At 56.5% G+C, this 18,138-nt stretch carries 18 protein-coding genes; 12 read left to right on the plus strand and 6 right to left on the minus strand.

Annotated features, from left to right (window positions below):
- The first annotated feature begins 48 nt into the window (after positions 1–48).
- Genes zwf through KVH01_RS15435 form a run of 3 tightly spaced genes read left to right on the plus strand, consistent with a single transcriptional unit; the run spans position 49 to position 2,898 of the window.
- A complete protein-coding gene (zwf, locus tag KVH01_RS15425; RefSeq protein ID WP_043049028.1) occupies positions 49–1,515 on the plus strand; it encodes a glucose-6-phosphate dehydrogenase in 1,467 nt (488 codons plus the stop codon).
- Complete coding sequence (gene pgl / locus KVH01_RS15430) at positions 1,502–2,215, plus strand: 6-phosphogluconolactonase (protein ID WP_217881962.1); 714 nt, start codon at positions 1,502–1,504, stop codon at positions 2,213–2,215. Before zwf ends, pgl begins: the two co-directional genes overlap by 14 nt.
- A 17-nt stretch (positions 2,216–2,232) precedes the next feature.
- Positions 2,233–2,898, plus strand: a complete 666-nt coding sequence (locus KVH01_RS15435; protein ID WP_217881963.1) for a bifunctional 4-hydroxy-2-oxoglutarate aldolase/2-dehydro-3-deoxy-phosphogluconate aldolase — start codon at positions 2,233–2,235, stop codon at positions 2,896–2,898.
- A 198-nt stretch (positions 2,899–3,096) separates the two neighbouring features.
- Here the strand turns inward: KVH01_RS15435 and KVH01_RS15440 are convergent, their stop codons facing one another.
- Both KVH01_RS15440 and KVH01_RS15445 read right to left on the minus strand, forming a co-directional pair.
- On the minus strand, positions 3,097–4,272 hold the full coding sequence (locus KVH01_RS15440; protein ID WP_217881964.1) for an aminotransferase class V-fold PLP-dependent enzyme: 1,176 nt from the start codon (positions 4,270–4,272) through the stop codon (positions 3,097–3,099).
- A gap of 10 nt (positions 4,273–4,282) precedes the next feature.
- On the minus strand, positions 4,283–4,519 hold the full coding sequence (locus tag KVH01_RS15445; protein WP_017139191.1) for a DUF3820 family protein: 237 nt from the start codon (positions 4,517–4,519) through the stop codon (positions 4,283–4,285).
- Positions 4,520–4,723: 204 nt separating this feature from the next.
- Between KVH01_RS15445 and KVH01_RS15450 the strand changes: the two genes are divergently transcribed.
- Positions 4,724–5,191: a ferritin-like domain-containing protein gene (locus KVH01_RS15450; RefSeq protein ID WP_034139096.1), complete on the plus strand. Its 468-nt coding sequence runs from the start codon at positions 4,724–4,726 to the stop codon at positions 5,189–5,191.
- Positions 5,192–5,335: 144 nt separating this feature from the next.
- Here the strand turns inward: KVH01_RS15450 and KVH01_RS15455 are convergent, their stop codons facing one another.
- Positions 5,336–5,806 carry a MaoC family dehydratase gene (locus KVH01_RS15455; RefSeq protein WP_043051217.1) on the minus strand — a complete coding sequence of 157 codons (471 nt, stop codon included), beginning with the start codon at positions 5,804–5,806 and terminating at the stop codon, positions 5,336–5,338.
- A gap of 56 nt (positions 5,807–5,862) precedes the next feature.
- A complete protein-coding gene (locus KVH01_RS15460; protein WP_217881965.1) occupies positions 5,863–6,807 on the minus strand; it encodes an alpha/beta hydrolase in 945 nt (314 codons plus the stop codon).
- A 210-nt stretch (positions 6,808–7,017) separates the two neighbouring features.
- On the opposite strand from KVH01_RS15460, the gene fadD2 reads away from it, so the two are divergent.
- The 3 genes from fadD2 (at position 7,018) to KVH01_RS15475 (ending at position 11,756) form a co-directional block, all read left to right on the plus strand.
- Positions 7,018–8,706 carry a long-chain-fatty-acid--CoA ligase FadD2 gene (fadD2, locus tag KVH01_RS15465; RefSeq protein WP_217881966.1) on the plus strand — a complete coding sequence of 563 codons (1,689 nt, stop codon included), beginning with the start codon at positions 7,018–7,020 and terminating at the stop codon, positions 8,704–8,706.
- Between the two features lie 395 nt (positions 8,707–9,101).
- Entirely contained in the window at positions 9,102–10,793 is a 1,692-nt protein-coding gene (gene fadD1 / locus KVH01_RS15470) for a long-chain-fatty-acid--CoA ligase FadD1 (RefSeq protein ID WP_217881967.1), read from the plus strand.
- Between the two features lie 174 nt (positions 10,794–10,967).
- Positions 10,968–11,756 (plus strand): SDR family oxidoreductase, encoded by a 789-nt coding sequence (locus KVH01_RS15475; RefSeq protein WP_217881968.1) that lies wholly within the window; start codon positions 10,968–10,970, stop codon positions 11,754–11,756.
- Here KVH01_RS15475 and KVH01_RS15480 read toward each other — a convergent pair.
- On the minus strand, positions 11,753–11,902 hold the full coding sequence (locus KVH01_RS15480) for a hypothetical protein (RefSeq protein WP_217881969.1): 150 nt from the start codon (positions 11,900–11,902) through the stop codon (positions 11,753–11,755). The two genes, KVH01_RS15475 and KVH01_RS15480, sit on opposite strands and share 4 nt — an antisense overlap.
- A gap of 154 nt (positions 11,903–12,056) precedes the next feature.
- Here KVH01_RS15480 and aroA point away from each other — a divergent pair, with 154 nt between their 5' ends.
- The 4 genes from aroA (at position 12,057) to KVH01_RS15500 (ending at position 17,194) form a co-directional block, all read left to right on the plus strand.
- Complete coding sequence (aroA, locus tag KVH01_RS15485) at positions 12,057–13,409, plus strand: 3-phosphoshikimate 1-carboxyvinyltransferase (protein ID WP_217881970.1); 1,353 nt, start codon at positions 12,057–12,059, stop codon at positions 13,407–13,409.
- Positions 13,410–13,472: 63 nt separating this feature from the next.
- Positions 13,473–14,252 carry a phytanoyl-CoA dioxygenase family protein gene (locus KVH01_RS15490; RefSeq protein WP_217881971.1) on the plus strand — a complete coding sequence of 260 codons (780 nt, stop codon included), beginning with the start codon at positions 13,473–13,475 and terminating at the stop codon, positions 14,250–14,252.
- Positions 14,253–14,265: 13 nt separating this feature from the next.
- A complete protein-coding gene (locus tag KVH01_RS15495) occupies positions 14,266–15,996 on the plus strand; it encodes a thiamine pyrophosphate-binding protein (protein ID WP_217881972.1) in 1,731 nt (576 codons plus the stop codon).
- A 10-nt stretch (positions 15,997–16,006) separates the two neighbouring features.
- Entirely contained in the window at positions 16,007–17,194 is a 1,188-nt protein-coding gene (locus KVH01_RS15500) for a multidrug effflux MFS transporter (RefSeq protein WP_217881973.1), read from the plus strand.
- Positions 17,195–17,282: 88 nt separating this feature from the next.
- On the opposite strand, the gene KVH01_RS15505 is transcribed toward KVH01_RS15500, so the two are convergent.
- Positions 17,283–17,660 carry a hypothetical protein gene (locus KVH01_RS15505; protein WP_043051226.1) on the minus strand — a complete coding sequence of 126 codons (378 nt, stop codon included), beginning with the start codon at positions 17,658–17,660 and terminating at the stop codon, positions 17,283–17,285.
- 199 nt (positions 17,661–17,859) lie between these two features.
- Between KVH01_RS15505 and KVH01_RS15510 the strand changes: the two genes are divergently transcribed.
- Positions 17,860–18,045, plus strand: coding sequence for a CsbD family protein (locus KVH01_RS15510; protein WP_043051227.1), 186 nt, complete (start codon positions 17,860–17,862; stop codon positions 18,043–18,045).
- The last annotated feature ends 93 nt before the right edge of the window (positions 18,046–18,138 follow it).

Here is an 18,138-nt window from a genome sequence, read left to right on the forward strand (position 1 = left end):
CCTTGAAAAAAGGTATTTGTAGCTTAACTTGATAAAAGAACAAACATCATGCCTTCGATAACCGTAGAACCCTGCACCTTTGCCCTGTTTGGCGCCTTGGGTGATCTGGCGCTGCGCAAGTTATTTCCTGCTCTCTATCAACTCGATGGCGCCGGGTTGCTGCACGACGACACGCGCATCCTGGCCCTGGCCCGTGAAGCCGGTAGCGAGCAGCAACACTTGGCCCATATCGAAACACAATTGCGTAAGTACGTCGGCAAGGAACTCGACGAGGCCGTGGCCACACGCTTCCTCGCACGCCTGGCCTATGTGCATGTCGACTTCATGAAGGCTGACGACTACGTCACCCTGGCCGAGAACGTCGGCAGCGAACAACGCCTGATCGCCTATTTCGCCACCCCGGCGGCGGTGTACGGCGCGATCTGCGAGAACCTGGCCAAGGTCGGCCTGGCAGACAACACCCGTGTGGTGCTGGAAAAGCCCATCGGTTCGGACCTGGAGTCCTCGCGCAAGGTCAACGACGCCGTGGCGCAGTTTTTCCCGGAAAACCGCACCTACCGCATCGACCACTACCTGGGCAAAGAGACCGTCCAGAACCTGATCGCCCTGCGTTTCGCCAACAGCCTGTTCGAAACCCAGTGGAACCAGAACTACATTTCCCATGTGGAAATTACCGTGGCCGAGCAGGTCGGCATCGAAGGCCGTTGGGGCTACTTCGACAAGGCCGGCCAGCTGCGTGACATGATCCAGAATCACTTGTTGCAACTGCTCTGTCTGATTGCCATGGACCCGCCGGCCGACCTGTCCGCTGACAGCATCCGTGACGAGAAGGTCAAGGTGCTCAAGGCCCTGGCGCCGATCAGTCCCGAGGGCCTGACCACCCAGGTAGTGCGCGGCCAATACATCGCCGGCTACAGTGCCGGCAAAGCCGTGCCGGGCTACCTGGAAGAAGACAATTCCAACACCCAGAGCGACACCGAGACTTTCGTCGCCCTGCGTGCCGATATACGTAACTGGCGTTGGGCCGGGGTGCCGTTCTACCTGCGCACCGGCAAGCGCATGCCGCAAAAGCTGTCGCAGATCGTCATCCACTTCAAGGAACCGTCCCACTACATCTTCGCTCCCGAGCAGCGCCTGCAGATCAGCAACAAGCTGATCATCCGCCTGCAGCCGGACGAAGGCATTTCCTTACGGGTGATGACCAAGGAGCAGGGCCTGGACAAGGGCATGCAACTGCGCAGCGGGCCACTGCAATTGAATTTTTCCGACACCTATCGCAGCGCACGGATCCCCGATGCCTACGAGCGTTTGCTGTTGGAAGTAATGCGCGGCAATCAGAACCTGTTTGTTCGCAAAGATGAAATCGAAGCCGCGTGGAAGTGGTGCGACCAGTTGATCGCCGGCTGGAAGAAGTCCGGCGATGCGCCCAAGCCTTATGCGGCGGGGTCCTGGGGGCCGATGAGCTCGATTGCACTGATTACGCGGGATGGGAGGTCGTGGTATGGCGATATCTGAATTGAAACTGCCTCAGGGCGTGACTGCCCATGAGTACCGTACGCCCGCGCTGTTGGCCGATGGCCTGGCCAATGACGTGGCCGAACAACTGCGCGCGGCCATCAGTGCCCGTGGCGAGGCGACCTTGGTGGTGTCCGGTGGCCGCAGCCCCGTGGCGTTTTTCCAGAACCTGGCCAAGCAGGGCCTGGACTGGTCCAAGGTCACCATCAGCCTGGCTGATGAACGCTGGGTGCCGGTAGAGCACGCCGACAGCAACGCCGGCCTGTTAAAGCAGCACCTGCTGCAAGGCCCGGCGGCCAAGGCCAGGTTCCTCAGCCTGTACAGCGCTGCCGCTAATCTTGAAGATGCTGCCGAGCAGGCTGATCGCCTGCTGGCCGAACTGCCAGCCATTGATGTGCTGGTGTTGGGCATGGGCGATGACGGCCACACCGCATCGTTGTTCCCCAACAGCCCGAACCTGGGTGAGGCGCTTAAGGTCGACGGAACCCGCCGTTGCTGGCCGATGCTGGCGCCGACCGTGCCGCACCAGCGCCTGACCATGAGTCGCGCCTTGCTGGCCACGGCCAACTACACCGTGCTGTCGATTTCCGGCAGTTCGAAATTGACCACCTTGAGCGCCGCCCTGGCCAGTGACGATGTTGCTGCCATGCCGATTCGCGCGTTTTTGCAACCTACTCTAGAGATTTACTGGTGCCCATGAGCCAAGGATCAGCCGCTATGAAAAGCCCTCAATCGACCGTGTCCATGGCGGATAAAGTTGCCTTGATCGACAGCCTCTGCGCCAAGGCGCGGATCCTGCCGGTGATCACCATCGCCCGCGAACAGGACATCCTGCCCCTGGCAGACGCCCTGGCAGCCGGCGGTTTGACTGCGTTGGAAGTGACCTTGCGTTCGGAGTTCGGCCTCAAGGCCATTCAGGTCTTGCGTGAGCAGCGGCCTGAGTTGTGCACCGGCGCCGGTACTGTGCTTGACCGCCATATGCTCGAAGCGGCCGAAGTGGCCGGCTCGCAATTTATCGTTACCCCCGGCATCACCCGCGACCTGCTGGAAGCCTCGGTACACAGTCCGATCCCACTGCTGCCCGGAATCAGCAACGCCTCCGGCATCATGGAAGGCTATGGTCTGGGGTATCGGCGCTTCAAGCTGTTCCCGGCCGAAGTCAGCGGCGGTGTCGCGGCCATCAAGGCCCTCGGTGGCCCGTTTGGCGAAGTGAAGTTCTGTCCGACCGGCGGCGTCGGCCCGGCCAATATCAAGAGCTACATGGCGTTGAAAAACGTCATGTGCGTGGGCGGTAGCTGGATGCTTGACCCTGAGTGGATCAAGAACGGCGACTGGGCGCGCATCCAGGAAGTCACCGCCGAGGCCCTGGCGCTGCTGGACTGAGTTGATTTACCGAATCGTTGTTGCTGTGCTTTAACGGCATTTTTGCGGTGCACTTGGTCGGTGCGCCGCTTTTTTTTTCTAGAAAATCCCCAGGCTCACCGCAAACCGTGGGAGGGGGCTTGCTCCCGATAGCGGTAGATCAGCCACTGCGTCTGGTAACTGACACACCGTAATCGGGAGCAAGCCACCTCCCACAGTTTAATCTTTGCTTAGCTCGGTTATGGCGTTGACCAGCACGCCGATATTCACTGCCGAGGTCAGCAACCCCGGCGTCACCCGGATACAGGTGCCAAACGCAGCCCCCGTGCGCGTGGTGACAAACAGGTCGTGTTCCTTGAGCAACCTGTCCACCATCACCTGCTGATCCCGCCCGATGAACTTGAACGCTGTGATCCCGCAATACAGTCGCGGATCATCCGACGTCAGCACTTCAATCCCCGGTAATGGCCTTACCTGGCTTACCCACAGATCGCGCAGGTAATTTACCCGTGCGCCCTTGGCTGCAGCGCCGCCCAATTGTCGATGTTCTTCAAACACCAAGGGCAAGGTCATCAGCGCGGGAAAATTCGGCGTGCTGTAGGACGTACGCGCGCGCACATCAGTGGCGGGATAGTGAAACTCGCCCATGTCCGGATCGATATCGGCCAGGCGCTCCGGGGCGATATACATAAAGCCCAGGGTCAGCGGTGCGCCGATCCATTTATGCAGATTGAAACCGGCAAATTGAATGCCCAGTTCGGCCAGGTTGAACTCGATCTGGCCAAGCGCGTGCGCGCCGTCGAGGATCACATCGATAGCCTGTTCACGTGCAGCCTTGGCAATGGCTGCAACAGGCATTACCAGGCCGGTGCGATGGGTGACATGGGTCAGGGCCATCAGCTTGATGCGCGGGTACTGCACGAACGCGTCGCGATAAGTCTGTACCAGGCTGTTGAAGCTGGCCGGGTGTGTGTGTGATACCTCGATCACCTCCACGCCACGAACGCTTGCAAGCCAGCGCATGGCACCCTTGACCGTGTCGTACTCCAAATCACTGATCAACACCTGATCGCCCGGCTGCAGGCGGTTGTAGTTGCGAATCAGCGACTGCAAGGCTTCGGTGGCGTTGCGGGTGAAGGCGAGCGCCTGTGGATCGACATCGATCAGTGCGGCCAACTGACGGCGGATCTGAACGTTTTCACCTTGCTCAAAGCGCTGGCGCACATACACCGAGTTGCTGCGGTTGATATAGCTGATGTGTTCAAGGTACTGCGCCTGTACTGCACGGCTCATGCGCCCGAAATAACCATTTTCCAGGTTGATCGGCCCAGGCTCCAAGTCAAAACGTTCGGCAATGGCGCGCCAGTGGGATTCGTTATCAGCATTCCTTGGCATGGCGAGTCTCTTAATGACGAGGGGCGGGTTTACCGTGTTTAACGCGCAACGGTTCGAGCAGTTCAGACAAGCCGTTGTGGTCGATTTCCTGCATCAGGGCCAGCAAACCACCTAATTCGCCGTGGGGAAAACCTTCCCGGGCGAACCAGTTCAGGTAGGGCCCAGGCAAGTCGGCGATGATCCGGCCCTTGTATTTGCCGAAGGGCATTTCGCGGGTGATCAGCAATTCGAGTTTTTCGGGGTTCATGGGCTTCGTGCGATTGGGGCGATATCTTCGAAAATACAGGCATTCTGCATGAAGGCCAAATGACAGATCATGCAAATAACGTCAATACAGATGGTTCAATAAATCTTAACCTATTGAAATTTAAAACTATTTTTGTTTTTTAGAACCTGGCACGGGGGCTGCAATAACTAAGGCAACCTTCTAACCCGTATAAGGAATTGAAAAATGACTGACATCAATAAAGAATCGATCTCCGTACTGAACGACCTGATCGAGACCAGCATCGACGGCCAAAAGGGTTTCAAGGAATGCGCTGAAGATATCAAGCATCCAGAACTCAAGGCCCTGTTCGCCAAGCGCTCTGCTGATTGCGCCACTGCCGCCGCCGAACTGAAAACAGCCGTGCGCGCCCTGGGCGGCGATCCGGAAGATTCCGGCAGCATGGCCGGCGCCCTGCACCGTGGCTGGGTCGACGTGAAGTCGATGGTCACCGGCAAGGACGAAGAAGCTGTGCTGAACGAAGCTGAGCGCGGTGAAGACCACGCACTCAAGGCTTATCGTGAAGCGATCGAGAAGATCAACAAGCACAACCTGCTGGGCATTCGTGATCTGGTTGAGCGCCAGTACCACGGCGTACAGCGTAACCATGACCAGGTAAAAGCCCTGCGTAACCAGGCTCGCGCTCAGTCGTAAGACCTGCACTGTAACAACTGTGGGAGGGGGCTTGCTCCCGATTGCGGTGAGTCATTCACTCAATAGGTGATTGATTTACCGCCATCGGGAGCAAGCCCCCTCCCACATTTTTGCATTGTGCAGATTCTAAAATTGCAGTCAGCCTCAGCCGATGCTGATCGGCGGCAACTCGGTCAAGGTCACCACCTGCTGCTTGCGTGGCGCCAGGATTTCCGCTTCGCCATCCACGACCAACTCATCGCGCTGGTTGAACACCCGTGTAGCAATGCGCACACGGAATTTCGGCATTTTTTCGAGGATTTCCAGGCGCACTGTCAGGGTGTCGCCGATCTTGACCGGCTTCTGGAAGGTCATCTGCTGGCCGATGTAGATAGTGCCCGGCCCAGGCAGCTCGCAGGCTACGGCTGCACTGATCAGCGCGCCGCTGAACATGCCGTGGGCAATACGCTCCTTGAACATGGTCGCCTTGGCGTATTCGGCATCCAGGTGTACGGGGTTGTGGTCGCCGGACATGGCGGCGAACAGCTGGATATCGCGCTCTTCTACCAACTTGCTGTAGCTGGCCGTCTGGCCGACTTCGAGGGCTTCATACGGGGTGTTGGTTACCTGGGTCATCTAAAGCTGCATCCTGTGGCTAAGCGGTAATTAATTAACTGATTTTAAACGAAAAATTATTCACAACGGGCTGGCCTGCGCAGCGCCAGGGCCAGGTCGAGCCAGGTCAATACATCCGCTGTGACTTCAGCGCGGTTGGTTTCGTTGAACACTTCGTGCCGCGCCTGCGGGTAGAGATTCAATTGCACGTTCTGGCAGCCGGCTTCACGCAGGGCATGGGACAGATCCTTGAGACGCTTGCCTTCGCTCACCGGATCACATTCGCCGCCTATCACCAGGATCGGCAGGCCCGGGTCGATCTGGGCGAGATTGGACGCTTTGCTGATCTGCTGCAAGCCGCCGAGCAGGTCGATCCACAGCTGGTTGGTGCAACGGAAACCGCACAGTGGGTCGTTGATGTACTTGTCGACTGCGTCCGGATCGCGGCTGAGCCAGTCGAATGCCGTGCGGGTGGGCTTGAACGCTTTGTTGAACGAGCCGAACGACAGGAACTCGATCAGCGCACTGCGGCCGCGCGCACCCTGGCGCAGGCGTTCGATACGCGCGATCAACCGCGCTGCGGTGTACAACGCCACCGGCTGGAAATTCGAACCGCTGAGAATCGCTCCATGCAAGCTGGCACTGTGGTGCAGCAGATAGCCCTGGGCGATGTAGCTGCCCATGCTGTGGCCAAGCAAAATAATCGGCAGGCCCGGTTGCTGCTGTCCAATATGCTGGTTGAGGCTGGCCAGGTCGCCCACCACCTTGTTCCAGCCATCCTTTTCGGCGTAGAGCCCCAAGATACCCTCGTCAGCAGTACGGCCATGGCCGCGCTGGTCCAGCGCATACACGCCATAGCCTGCGCCGCACAGGGCTTCGGCCAGGCGAGCATAACGGCCACTGTGCTCGGCCATGCCATGGGCGAGCATCACCACGGCCTTGGGCCGCCCGTCGGGCATCCATTGATTGACGTACAGGCGGCTGCGGTCGTTCGCGGTCAGCCAGAAGGTGCTGTGGTTCATGGCGACTCCATTTGCTCAGAATCATTGCAGTGTATCGCTCATTGGCAGAGGGACGCAGTATCTGCCTACACGTTAGCCGCAAGATTCATACAATCAATGACACAATCAAGCATATTTGCCTGTTTGGCCATAGCTGCTAACGTCCCCAAGGCTCCGCTTCTTATAAATGGATAGAGCGGCCGGACACATTCAGGTAAGAGGACAAGAATAATGCAACCTGATTTCTGGAATGACAAACGCGCGGCGGGCGTCCCCAATGCCATCGACCTCAGTACCTACAAGTCGGTAATTGAGGTCTTCGAGCGTTCCTGCAAGACTTTTGCCGACCGTCCGGCATTCAGCAACATGGGCATCACCCTGACCTACGCCGAGCTCGAGCGCCAGAGTGCGGCGTTCGCCGGTTACCTGCAGCAGCACACCGACCTCAAGCCTGGCGAGCGTATCGCGGTGCAGATGCCCAACGTGCTGCATTACCCGGTGGCGGTATTCGGCGCTCTGCGCGCCGGGCTGATCGTGGTCAATACCAACCCGCTGTACACTCCGCGCGAAATGCGCCACCAGTTCAAGGACGCGGGCGTGCGGGCGCTGGTTTACCTCAACCTGTTCGGCTCGCGGGTACAGGAGGTTTGCACCGATACCGAGATCGACTACCTGATCGAAGCCAGGATGGGTGACTTCATGCCCGCCGCCAAGGGCTGGCTGGTCAATACCGTGGTCGACAAGGTAAAGAAGATGGTCCCGGCCTACCACCTGCCACGGGCGGTGTCGTTCAAGCGTGCCTTGCGCATGGGCGCCGGCCTTGGCGTGACGCGGCATCCGGTGAGCCTGGACGATATCGCCGTGCTGCAATACACCGGTGGCACCACTGGCCTGGCCAAGGGCGCGATGCTCACCCATGGCAACCTGGTGGCGAACATGCAGCAAGTGCGCGCGTGCATGTCGCAATTGGGCGAGGACGGCCAGCCATTGGTCAAGGAAGGGCAGGAGGTGATGATCGCGCCGCTGCCGCTGTATCACATCTACGCATTCACGGCGAACTGCATGTGCATGATGGTCTCCGGTAACCACAATGTGCTGATTACCAACCCGCGGGACATTGGCGGCTTTATCAAGGAACTCAAGCAGTGGCGGTTCTCCTGCCTGCTGGGGCTCAACACCCTGTTTGTGGCGCTGATGGATCACCCGGAATTCAAGAACCTGGATTTCTCCCACCTCAAGATCACCAACTCCGGCGGCACCGCCCTGGTCAAGGCCACGGCGGAACGCTGGAAGGCGCTGACCGGCTGCTCCATCGGTGAAGGCTACGGCCTCACTGAAACCTCACCAGTGGCCAGCACCAACCCTTACGGCGGCCTGTCGCGCCTGGGTACCGTAGGCATTCCGGTGCCGGGTACGGCGATGAAAGTCATTGATGATGAGGGGCACGAACTGCCACTGGGCGAGCGTGGCGAGCTGTGCATCCAGGGTCCGCAAGTGATGAAGGGTTATTGGGAGCAACCGGTCGCCACCGCCGAGACCCTGGACGCTGAAGGCTGGCTCAAGACCGGCGACATTGCGGTGATCGATACCGATGGCTACGTCAGTATTGTGGATCGCAAGAAGGATTTGATCATTGTCTCGGGGTTCAATGTGTACCCCAACGAAATCGAAGATGTAGTGATGGCCCACCCGGCCGTAGCCAACTGCGCGGTGATCGGCGTGCCGGATGAGCGCACGGGGGAGGCGGTGAAGCTGTTTGTGGTGGCACGGGCCCAGGGGGTGAGCCTTGAGGAATTGAAGGCGTACTGCAAGGCCAACTTCACCGGCTACAAGGTGCCCAAGCATATTGTGCTGAGGGAATCGTTGCCGATGACACCAGTGGGCAAGATTCTGCGGCGGGAGCTGCGCGACATAGCCTGAATTGAAATAGGCTCAAAATGTGGGAGGGCGCTTGCCCCCGATTGCGGAGTGTCAGTCACCTGGTTGATTGACTTGCCCACCGCTATCGGGGGCAAGTCGAATCGTCGCACCGCCCCTCCCACAGTTGTTATTTGTCGCCCGAGAGGCCCAATCCAGAGCGGATTTCAGTGATATAGAATTTTTGCTCTAAAAATGACCATTAGATATTCTTGAGTCATGTTTATGACTGTAGGGCCCTCTTTTGGCTCTAGGCGGCCCTTGGCAAAGCTGCTACTCTCGGCGCGCTTTGTGACGTCTCGGCCTGCTGGAAAGCGCCAGATTCACCTAAAAACATACACCAATAATAATCGCATCAAATGCGATGATGAATTCGCGTCGCTGAGGAGTGGGCTTCCATGAATGAAGACTTTTGGAAGGATAAGTACCCCGCCGGGATTGCTGCACAGATCAATCCAGACGAGTATCCGAATATTCAGGCGGTATTGAAGCAGTCCTGCCAGCGCTTCGCCAACAAACCGGCTTTCAGCAACCTGGGCAAGACCATTACCTACGGTGAACTGTACGAATTGTCCGGCGCGTTCGCCGCGTACCTGCAACAGCATACCGACTTGAAGCCCGGCGATCGAATCGCCGTGCAACTGCCCAACGTCCTGCAATACCCGGTCGCCGTGTTCGGTGCCATCCGTGCCGGCCTGATCGTGGTCAACACAAACCCGCTGTACACAGCGCGGGAAATGGAACACCAATTCAATGACTCCGGGGCCAAGGCCCTGGTCTGTCTGGCCAACATGGCGCACCTGGCTGAAAAAGTCGTGCCCAAGACCGCCGTCAAGCATGTGATCGTCACTGAAGTCGCTGACCTGCTGTCGCCGTTCAAGCGGCTGCTGATCAACAGTGTGATCAAGTACGTGAAGAAGATGGTTCCGGCCTACCACTTGCCCCAGGCGATCAAGTTCAACGACGTGCTGGCCAAGGGGCACGGTCAGGCGGTCAACGACGCCAGTCCGGCCAGCAGCGATGTGGCGGTGTTGCAATACACCGGCGGTACCACCGGCGTGGCCAAGGGCGCTATGCTGACCCACCGCAACCTCGTCGCCAACATGCTGCAGTGCAAGGCGCTGATGGGCTCGAACCTCAATGAAGGTTGCGAGATCCTGATCACGCCGCTGCCGCTGTATCACATCTATGCGTTCACCTTTCATTGCATGGCGATGATGTTGATCGGCAACCACAACGTCCTGATCAGCAACCCGCGCGACCTGCCGGCGATGGTCAAGGAACTGTCGAAGTGGAAGTTCAGTGGTTTTGTCGGCCTCAACACGCTGTTTGTCGCGCTGTGCAACAACGAAGCCTTCCGCAAGCTGGATTTCTCCGCGCTGAAAATCACCCTGTCGGGCGGCATGGCCTTGCAACTGGCCGCGGCCGAGCGTTGGAAGGCGGTGACGGGCTGCAGCATCTGCGAAGGCTACGGCATGACCGAAACCAGTCCGGTGGCCACGGTTAACCCGATCCAGCATATCCAGATTGGCACTATCGGCATTCCGGTGCCATCCACGGTATGCAAGGTCATCGCCGACGACGGTACCGAGCTGCCGCTGGGCGAAACCGGCGAGCTCTGCGTCAAGGGCCCGCAAGTGATGAAGGGCTATTGGCAGCGCGAAGACGCCACCGCCGAGATGCTCGACAGTGATGGCTGGTTGAAGACTGGTGACATTGCGATCATCCAGCCCGATGGCTATATGCGTATTGTCGACCGCAAGAAAGACATGATTCTGGTCTCCGGCTTCAACGTCTATCCCAACGAGTTGGAAGACGTGCTGGCCGGCTTGCCGGGGGTTCTACAATGCGCAGCCATTGGCGTACCGGATGAAAAATCCGGAGAGCACATCAAGCTCTTCATCGTGGTCAAGCCAGGGGCCACCCTGACCAAGGATCAGGTGATGGAGCACATGCGCGCCAACGTCACCGGCTATAAGGTGCCCAAGGCTGTGGAGTTCCGCGATGCGCTGCCGACCACCAATGTGGGCAAGATCCTGCGTCGCGAACTGCGTGATGAAGAGTTGAAAAAGCTGGGCGTTAAAAAATAGCTCAGTCAAGCGTCCAGCCGCACTTGAACGATACCCCTCACTGAGGGGTATTTTTTTGCCTCTCTATAGGTGTAATACCCTGCTTGTTTCTCTGCGGACATCTGTGATATCGAATGGACAAGTGCGGGTTTGATACCCGGGTTTGCAAGATGAACGGCTGATCGAGGAGTGATGATGGACTTAGGGATTCGAGGCAAGTGGGCTGTCGTCTGTGCCGCCAGTAAAGGCTTGGGTTATAGCTGTGCACAGGCGCTGGCGGACGAAGGTGTAAACATTGTGATCAACGCGCGAGGGTCGGTTGACTTGCAGGCCGCCACGCAACGCTTGAAGCAAAGAAATCCGGAGGTCGAAGTCATCTCGGTTGTCGGAAATATTACCGATCCATCGATTCGCCAATCATTGGTCGATGCCGCGCCGCAAGTTGATATTTTGATTAACAATGCCGGGGGACCTAAGCCGGGAAACTTTCGCGAGTGGACAAGTGACGAGTGGCGTTCGGCAATTGACACAAATATGTTGGCGCCTATCGAGCTGATAAAGTTGGTGGTCGACTCAATGGCAAGTCGAGGCTTCGGTCGAATAATTAATATAACGTCTGGCGCGGTCAAGTCGCCTCTGGATGCCCTGGGGCTTTCAACCTCGGTACGGTGTGGGCTTACAGGCTTCGTTGCCGGCCTGGCACGCCAACGGGACTTCGCTGCAAAAAACACCACGATCAATAATATTTTACCGGGAGCGTTCAAGACGCAACGCCTGGAGCACACGCTTCAAGCGACAGCAGAGGGCTCAGGAAAAACCTTCGACGCGGTGGCTGAAAGCCGTCTGGCGAGCATTCCCATGGGGCGCTTTGGAGACCCCTCTGAGTTTGCTGCATTGTGCGCATTTTTATGCAGTAACCAGGCTGCCTATATGACGGGTCAGAACCTCCTTATTGATGGTGGAGCATACCCTGGGATCTTCTAATGAATAGCAATATGTAGCGTTGTGCCATCTAATTTAATCAAGATTTCCAATATCAAACCGCCAGCAATGGCGGTTTTTTTATGGGTTTTGTGTTTTTTTTGAGTTCGTAATGCACTGAAATCAAACAATAAAATAAAAAAAGTCATAGATTGGATCCAATCTTATTCCTTTTTGTTATTTGAAACGTCTCAATCCCTAGGTTAGGTTTTTAAGCGGTTGTAACAAGATGTTTCAGCCTAGCCGGTGAGTGTTACGCCCACTCGCCGATCAAGTTGGATCTACAGTCTTAGGGAGCAACGCATGTCGACCCAAAAACGCTTGAAAGTCTTTCCTACTGCATCGATCGGCAATATCGCTACCATCCCCTCCTCAAAACCTGAAACACAGCGGGCAATTATTGCCGCGAGCCTGGCATCAGGAACTTCCTATATTTACAACGACCTTCGTTGTCTCGAAACCGAAACAATGAAAAAGGCCTGTCGTAGTATCGGCGCAGTAATTGAGGAGCAACCAGGACGGTTGGTAGTGACGGGCACCGGCGGCTTGATCAAGCCTGAAAAGAAGGTGATCGACGCGCTAGGTTCTGGGTTGGTATTTCGAGTGTTTGCCGCGCTGACCTGCTTTACAACGACCCCAGCCGTGATTACCGGGGATGATGTACTGCGCGGACGTGTCATGGAACCCTTGTTTGTAGCGCTGGAAGGGCTGGGCGCACACATTTCATGCATTAACCACAGTGGCAAGGCGCCTATTGTCAATTGGGGTGGCTATCAGGGTGGGGAGTGCACGATTGAGGGCAACATCAGCTCGCAATTCATCACCGCTATTCTTTTCTGTGCGCCTCTGGCCAAGCAACCTACGGTGGTCAATATCCGCGGTGAAATTCTGTCGCTGTCGTATATCAAGCAAACCCTGGAAACGCTCGGTACAGCGGGGATTGCCTTTGAGGTGAACTCGGACTATTCGCGGATCACGGTATACCCAGGCCAATACCAAAGTGCCAACTATACGATTGTCGGTGATTACACGTCCTCGTCCTATTTGATCGCGGCTGGAATAATTTTTCCCGGTACATTGACCCTGAAAAACATGAACAGCAAGAGTTTGCAGGGGGAGCGTGCAATTCTTAAAGTGGCCGAGGCACTGGGGGTAAACGTCGAATTCAATGACGCTGCCAATGAAGTGCGCATTATTAATAACTTGGCCGAATTGAAAGGCGAATATCATTTTGACGCCAGTGATTATCCTAATATCGTACCAACGCTGGCGGCGATCGGTGCTTATGTGCAGGGCGAGTTCAAGGTCACTGGTGGCTCCATTACCCGCTTGCACAAGTCGCCACGCATCGAAGCGATGGTGACTGAGTTGGTAAAAATGGGCGTGGCCATAGAGCCGTTATTTAAAAATGGCGTCTACGACGGCTTCGTCATTCGTGGAGAACCAAGTTACGCCGGTGATGCGGTGTTATCGGCCTGGGGTGACCATCGGATCTTCATGTCACTGTTTGTCGCCTCGCTGCGGTGCCAACAGATCAACGAGTTGGATGGTTACCAGGATGTCCACTGCTCCTTTCCGGATTTCTTCCAGGAGTTTGAACGCTTGGGCGTGTCATTCGAAGAGTCTTCGACAGCCGCCAAACATGTTGAAGTCTGATTGATCATCCATGAATTGAGTTGAGGGTGGCCGGGTCACCCTCTTTATAACGGACTATAAAACATGAATTATCGAGAAAAGCTTCAGCAAGAAGGGTATGTCGTTATTCCGCAAGTCCTTTCCAGCGATCAAGTGGCTAGATTGCGTGAGACTTATACCCGCAGTTTGGCGCAGACTCAGCAAAGCACGCTGCTGCCAACGTCCTTTCTACAATTCAGTGACATGATCAACGCGTTGTTCGAGCCGCGAGCCGTCAACGCTATCAAGGAGATATTCCAGTCGGATTTCTCTTTGTTGCCCAATTTTACGGTGCGTGAAAGTGTTTATATACCTTGGCATAACGATGCTTATTTTCTGCCTGAAGAGGTGATTGATCCCAATGCGTCTCCTGAGTTTTTGCAATGTGCCTATTATCTTCAAGATAATGATCCTGTCGCGGGCGGCGGTATCACGTTATTGCCCGGTTCGCATAAACTCAGCAAAGATGAAGTCAAACTCAGGCTTGCCGACCCGGCGGCCTTTGAGCGCACCGTCATGAGTAAGGCCGGCGACTTGGTCATTTGGGATAATCGAGTCACTCACCGCAGCAGCGCACCCGATGAAACACCGGTGGCAACGAAGTTGGCCATTCAGTGGACTGTCTCCGCTTCGACCAAACATAACGCGTCCTATATTACCTACTTGCGCGCGCGGGCAGAACGTAGTCTGCACGTGTCCGACTATTTGCCGAATAGTCCCAAGCCGTATTTTGCCGATATGCCCAATGTGCGATACCCATCCTCTTTCTCTCAGGATGCCGTATTAAAGATGAAGCGCGAAAGCATCGCTTTTATTGAGATCTGAACAGGGGATTGCAATGGACTTGCAAAGTGCTGGCGAAACCGGTGCACATTACATTCTTCGCCAACTTCAGTCTTTTGGCGTCACGCACTTCTTCATGGTGCCCGGCAAACTGATCAATGCTTTTATGCGTTGTTACCCCAGTGATGGTTCCGGAACGCTGGAGATTGAACCGGTCGTTACTGCCTGCGAAACAGGTGCGTCCTATATGGCGGAAGGTTACGCCCGGGCCAGTGAAAAAATCGGGGTGTGCCTGGTCATCGGCGGCCCGGGCGTTACCAATGCGCTGACCGGGATAGCGTCTGCTTATACCGATCACCAACCGGTCTTGCTGTTGTCAGGCCAGATTGCGTCCTCCCTGGAAATGCAGAACGTGCTCCAGGACGGTAGCCAAACGGGCGTGAATCTGTGCGATGTGTTCAAACCCATCACCCGCAGTGCCCTCGAGGTCAAGGCCGGGCAACCCTTGCCGGCCTTTCTGCGTGAATCGGTCCGGCTATTGAGGGGCGTGGAAAAAGGTCCGACTTACTTGGCTGTCAGTAAAGAAGCGCTGTATGAAAAATCCATGACTCGCGTTGATATCGCTCCAAGCGTACTGGAGTCGTGGAGCAATCAAGCGCTTGCCGTCGAAAAGATCAAAAGTGCCGCGATCAAGGCAGTCTTCAAGCGCTCGACCAATCTTGTCATTCTCGCGGGGCTGCGTTGTAAAAACGCCAAGGTGGCAGCTGCGCTTGTGGCGTTTTCCGAACGTTTTTCGATCCCGGTCGCCACCACTTTGAGCGCCAAAGGCCTGTTTCCGGAAGACCACCCCAATGCGCTCGGGGTTTACGGTTACTCGGGAAATAAGCGCGCTATTGAAGCCTTCAAGAACGGCGTGGATGGCGTGATTCTACTCGGGCTCGACACCACTCAATGGAGCACCATGCTGTGGTCCCATGAGTTAAGGCCGGCATGTGGCGCTATCCAGGTGGACGAGAGCCCGGATTACCTGGGGCGTTTTCTCGATATTGATCACGGCGTGGTGGCGACGGGGGATGGGTTCTTGCGCCTGGTTTGTGAGGTTCACGCAGAGGAACTGGCCGCCACCCAGGAAAGTCGCTCCAAGTGGTCGGGTGATCTTCAACGGGTGCCTTTGCATTATCCGATCGATGCCAAAGCCACAGGCAATATCGCAGACCACCCTGCGGCCTATATTCCCGTGCTGCAGTCGTATTTCCCCAGTGATGGCGTGGTGTGTGTCGACTCGGGATCGCACCGCTCGTTCTTCGGTCACTATTGGACCGCACGCGGCCCCGCGGCTTATTTATCGGCAACCACCCTGGGCCCGATGGGCTGGAGTATCCCCGCGGGCATAGGTGCAAGCTTCGCCCGTGCCCATGGCAAGACCATGGTGGTTACCGGCGACGGCTGCATGTTGATGCAAGGGCTTGAGCTGTCCACCGCCGCCAAACATGGGTTGAATATCGTCTTTGTCGTTTTCAACAACAGGTCGTATTCGGCAAGTTACTTCAATAACAAAGATAACTTGCCCGCGCTGACGCAAATCCCTGACTACAACTGGTGCCTGTTTGCCCAGAGCCTGGGCGTGAGCGCGACCTGCGTCAGTACCCCGGAGGCATTGCACGATTGTATTGAAAGCATCATGAGCGTGGCTCGGCCTCATCTCATTGAAATCAAGTGCGACGGGCGACATACCACGCCCAATAGCGAATACAGCTCACGCCTGAAAGATCACCCCTTACTGTGAGGAGCCTGTTGTGAACTCAAAAATGGTCATCACCAACTCCTGCCTGATCCTGGTATTGGGACTGTTTTCAATCGACTTGTACAACCCGGCCTTGCCAGAAATCGCACGGGTATTTTCGGTGACGGACGCACAGTCCCAAAGCCTGGTGGTTTTCTATCTTGCAGGCTTTGCACTGTCGCAACTGGTGTATGGGCCGATCTCCGATAGAAAGGGGCGGGTGCCGGTGATCATGGTGTCCCTGGCCCTTGGTGCCTTGGGTAATTACTTGACGTCGACGGCAGACAGTATCCAGGCGCTCTATCTATTTCGTTTGTTGACCGGCATCGGTGCTGGCGGTTGCCCCGTGATAAGTCGGGCAATCTTGAGTGATACGTTCAAGGACAAAACCGAACTGTCCAAGTCTCTGACGGTTTTTTCCATGGCGTCCCAGGTTTCGCCAGCGATTGCGCCCGTGCTGGGTGGCTTTATTACTGCCGCGCTACCTTGGCAATACAACTTCTACGCGCTGGCCTTGATCACGCTCCTGGGGGCGGTGTTTATCAAAGCCACATTGGTTGAAACGGCTCCACTGCAAGGTGTGCCTGCCAAGCGGCTCGAGGGCTTCAAGGTACTGCTGCGGGACTTCAACTTCATGGTCTACAGCCTGGTTTCCGCGGTGCTGTTTGCGATCACCATCGGCTACTTCACCGCCAGTCCGTTTATTTATCAGTTGCAGTTTCATCTGGAGAGCCAGGAAAACGGTCTGCTATTCGTTGGCTACTCTGCGGGGATTGTGCTGGGCTCCTACCTGACCAAGCGCTTTTTGAATAGCTACTCGCCCGAGCGGATCCTGATGACTTCGCTGGTTGCGCTGACGGTGTTGGCAGCGCTTGCGCCGCTGGTTCTGCAGGCATTCAACCTGGTTACGGCTCCGGCGATAGTGGTGTACGGTTTTTTGGTCGCCCTTGGCTGTGGGCTGTCTTCACCGCTGCTGTTGGGGATCAGTTTGCATGGTCAGGCCAAACATGCCGGCACCGGCAGTGCACTGCAAGGTGCTATCAAGATGGCCGGCGCTGCACTGGCGCTGTACTTTTTCTCTGAGGGGCATACCAGCACGGCGATGGGGCTGATGCTGGGGATTTTGGTCATGGCGTTGTTCTGCCTGTTCGCCATCGCCCTGGCGCAGCGCATTGCCAGCAGGTCTGTGGCCACCGCCTGAAAAGGCGCGAGGCAGGCCCGCTTAATCAGGTCGGCCAAGGTGCGAGAGCGTAATGCTCTCGCCCACGGCCCTTTGCCTGCTTGGTGGATTACAGCGCGAACTGCGCGAAGCTCAGACCCGCACCCGACGGGCGCACATCCTTAAGGAACGAGTCCTTGTCCGCGCTCAGTTCCAAGGTGATTTCCGGCTTGCGCTTGCCCGCATTACGCACTACCAGCCCTTCGAGTTTCTCGCGCAGGAACGCAGTCGGCACCTTCAAGTGCAGTAACTGGTCGGTCTCGGCGTTGTGCATCAACAGGTGGATCCACTCGTACTGGCCCACGGCAATCCGCGCCACTGGCAGGTCGAACCACCAGATGTTGCGTTTGCGGTCCAGGTCGGTGAAGTGGCAGTTGTTGACGCCGAGTACGGCACCGCCCAGTTCCTGGTTTCTGCGGGCAATGGCCTGTGCTTTATTGAGTTTCATAACCTTCCTACGGGATCTGTTATTCAGCCGTGTAGCCTGAATGTGCCGGGCATTCTCGTGGGTTGGGGACAAAACATAAAGCCAAACCTGCAAAGGGCGATGAAATGGCTGCGCAAAATAATTGAAACTCTGCCGAACGGCCTTGGGTCAATCTTCTGGTAGTGACCAAAAACCATTGATTGTTATCAGGAGTAATACCATGGGCAGCACTTCCGATAAGGTAAAAGGCATGGCTAACGAGGCGGTCGGTAACGTCAAGCAAGGCGTCGGCAAGGCCACCGATAACGACAAGCTGCGTGCTGAAGGCGTGGTCCAAGAGAAAAAAGGCGAAGCGCAGCAAGCAGTGGGCAAGACCAAAGACGCGGTGAAAAAAGCCACTGAATAAGGCGTAGTGTTGGTTCTACCCGGCATTATGGCGGCCATCCACGGATGGCCGTTTTTATGTGAGCGGTTGCAACTAAACTTTGGAAATTGTTTC

The sequence above is a fragment of the Pseudomonas khavaziana genome (assembly GCF_019145205.1).
Lineage (GTDB): Bacteria > Pseudomonadota > Gammaproteobacteria > Pseudomonadales > Pseudomonadaceae > Aquipseudomonas > Aquipseudomonas khavaziana.

Coding starts and splice junctions, on each gene's coding strand:
- KVH01_RS15475 (WP_217881968.1), top strand. CDS start 10,968: ATGGACTTAGGGATTCGAGGCAAGTGGGCTGTCGTCTGTGCCGCCAGT.
- pgl (WP_217881962.1), top strand. CDS start 1,502: ATGGCGATATCTGAATTGAAACTGCCTCAGGGCGTGACTGCCCATGAG.
- KVH01_RS15435 (WP_217881963.1), top strand. CDS start 2,233: ATGAAAAGCCCTCAATCGACCGTGTCCATGGCGGATAAAGTTGCCTTG.
- KVH01_RS15440 (WP_217881964.1), bottom strand. CDS start 4,272: ATGCCAAGGAATGCTGATAACGAATCCCACTGGCGCGCCATTGCCGAA.
- KVH01_RS15445 (WP_017139191.1), bottom strand. CDS start 4,519: ATGAACCCCGAAAAACTCGAATTGCTGATCACCCGCGAAATGCCCTTC.
- zwf (WP_043049028.1), top strand. CDS start 49: ATGCCTTCGATAACCGTAGAACCCTGCACCTTTGCCCTGTTTGGCGCC.
- aroA (WP_217881970.1), top strand. CDS start 12,057: ATGTCGACCCAAAAACGCTTGAAAGTCTTTCCTACTGCATCGATCGGC.
- KVH01_RS15505 (WP_043051226.1), bottom strand. CDS start 17,660: ATGAAACTCAATAAAGCACAGGCCATTGCCCGCAGAAACCAGGAACTG.
- fadD1 (WP_217881967.1), top strand. CDS start 9,102: ATGAATGAAGACTTTTGGAAGGATAAGTACCCCGCCGGGATTGCTGCA.
- KVH01_RS15495 (WP_217881972.1), top strand. CDS start 14,266: ATGGACTTGCAAAGTGCTGGCGAAACCGGTGCACATTACATTCTTCGC.
- fadD2 (WP_217881966.1), top strand. CDS start 7,018: ATGCAACCTGATTTCTGGAATGACAAACGCGCGGCGGGCGTCCCCAAT.
- KVH01_RS15455 (WP_043051217.1), bottom strand. CDS start 5,806: ATGACCCAGGTAACCAACACCCCGTATGAAGCCCTCGAAGTCGGCCAG.
- KVH01_RS15510 (WP_043051227.1), top strand. CDS start 17,860: ATGGGCAGCACTTCCGATAAGGTAAAAGGCATGGCTAACGAGGCGGTC.
- KVH01_RS15480 (WP_217881969.1), bottom strand. CDS start 11,902: ATGACTTTTTTTATTTTATTGTTTGATTTCAGTGCATTACGAACTCAA.
- KVH01_RS15490 (WP_217881971.1), top strand. CDS start 13,473: ATGAATTATCGAGAAAAGCTTCAGCAAGAAGGGTATGTCGTTATTCCG.
- KVH01_RS15460 (WP_217881965.1), bottom strand. CDS start 6,807: ATGAACCACAGCACCTTCTGGCTGACCGCGAACGACCGCAGCCGCCTG.
- KVH01_RS15450 (WP_034139096.1), top strand. CDS start 4,724: ATGACTGACATCAATAAAGAATCGATCTCCGTACTGAACGACCTGATC.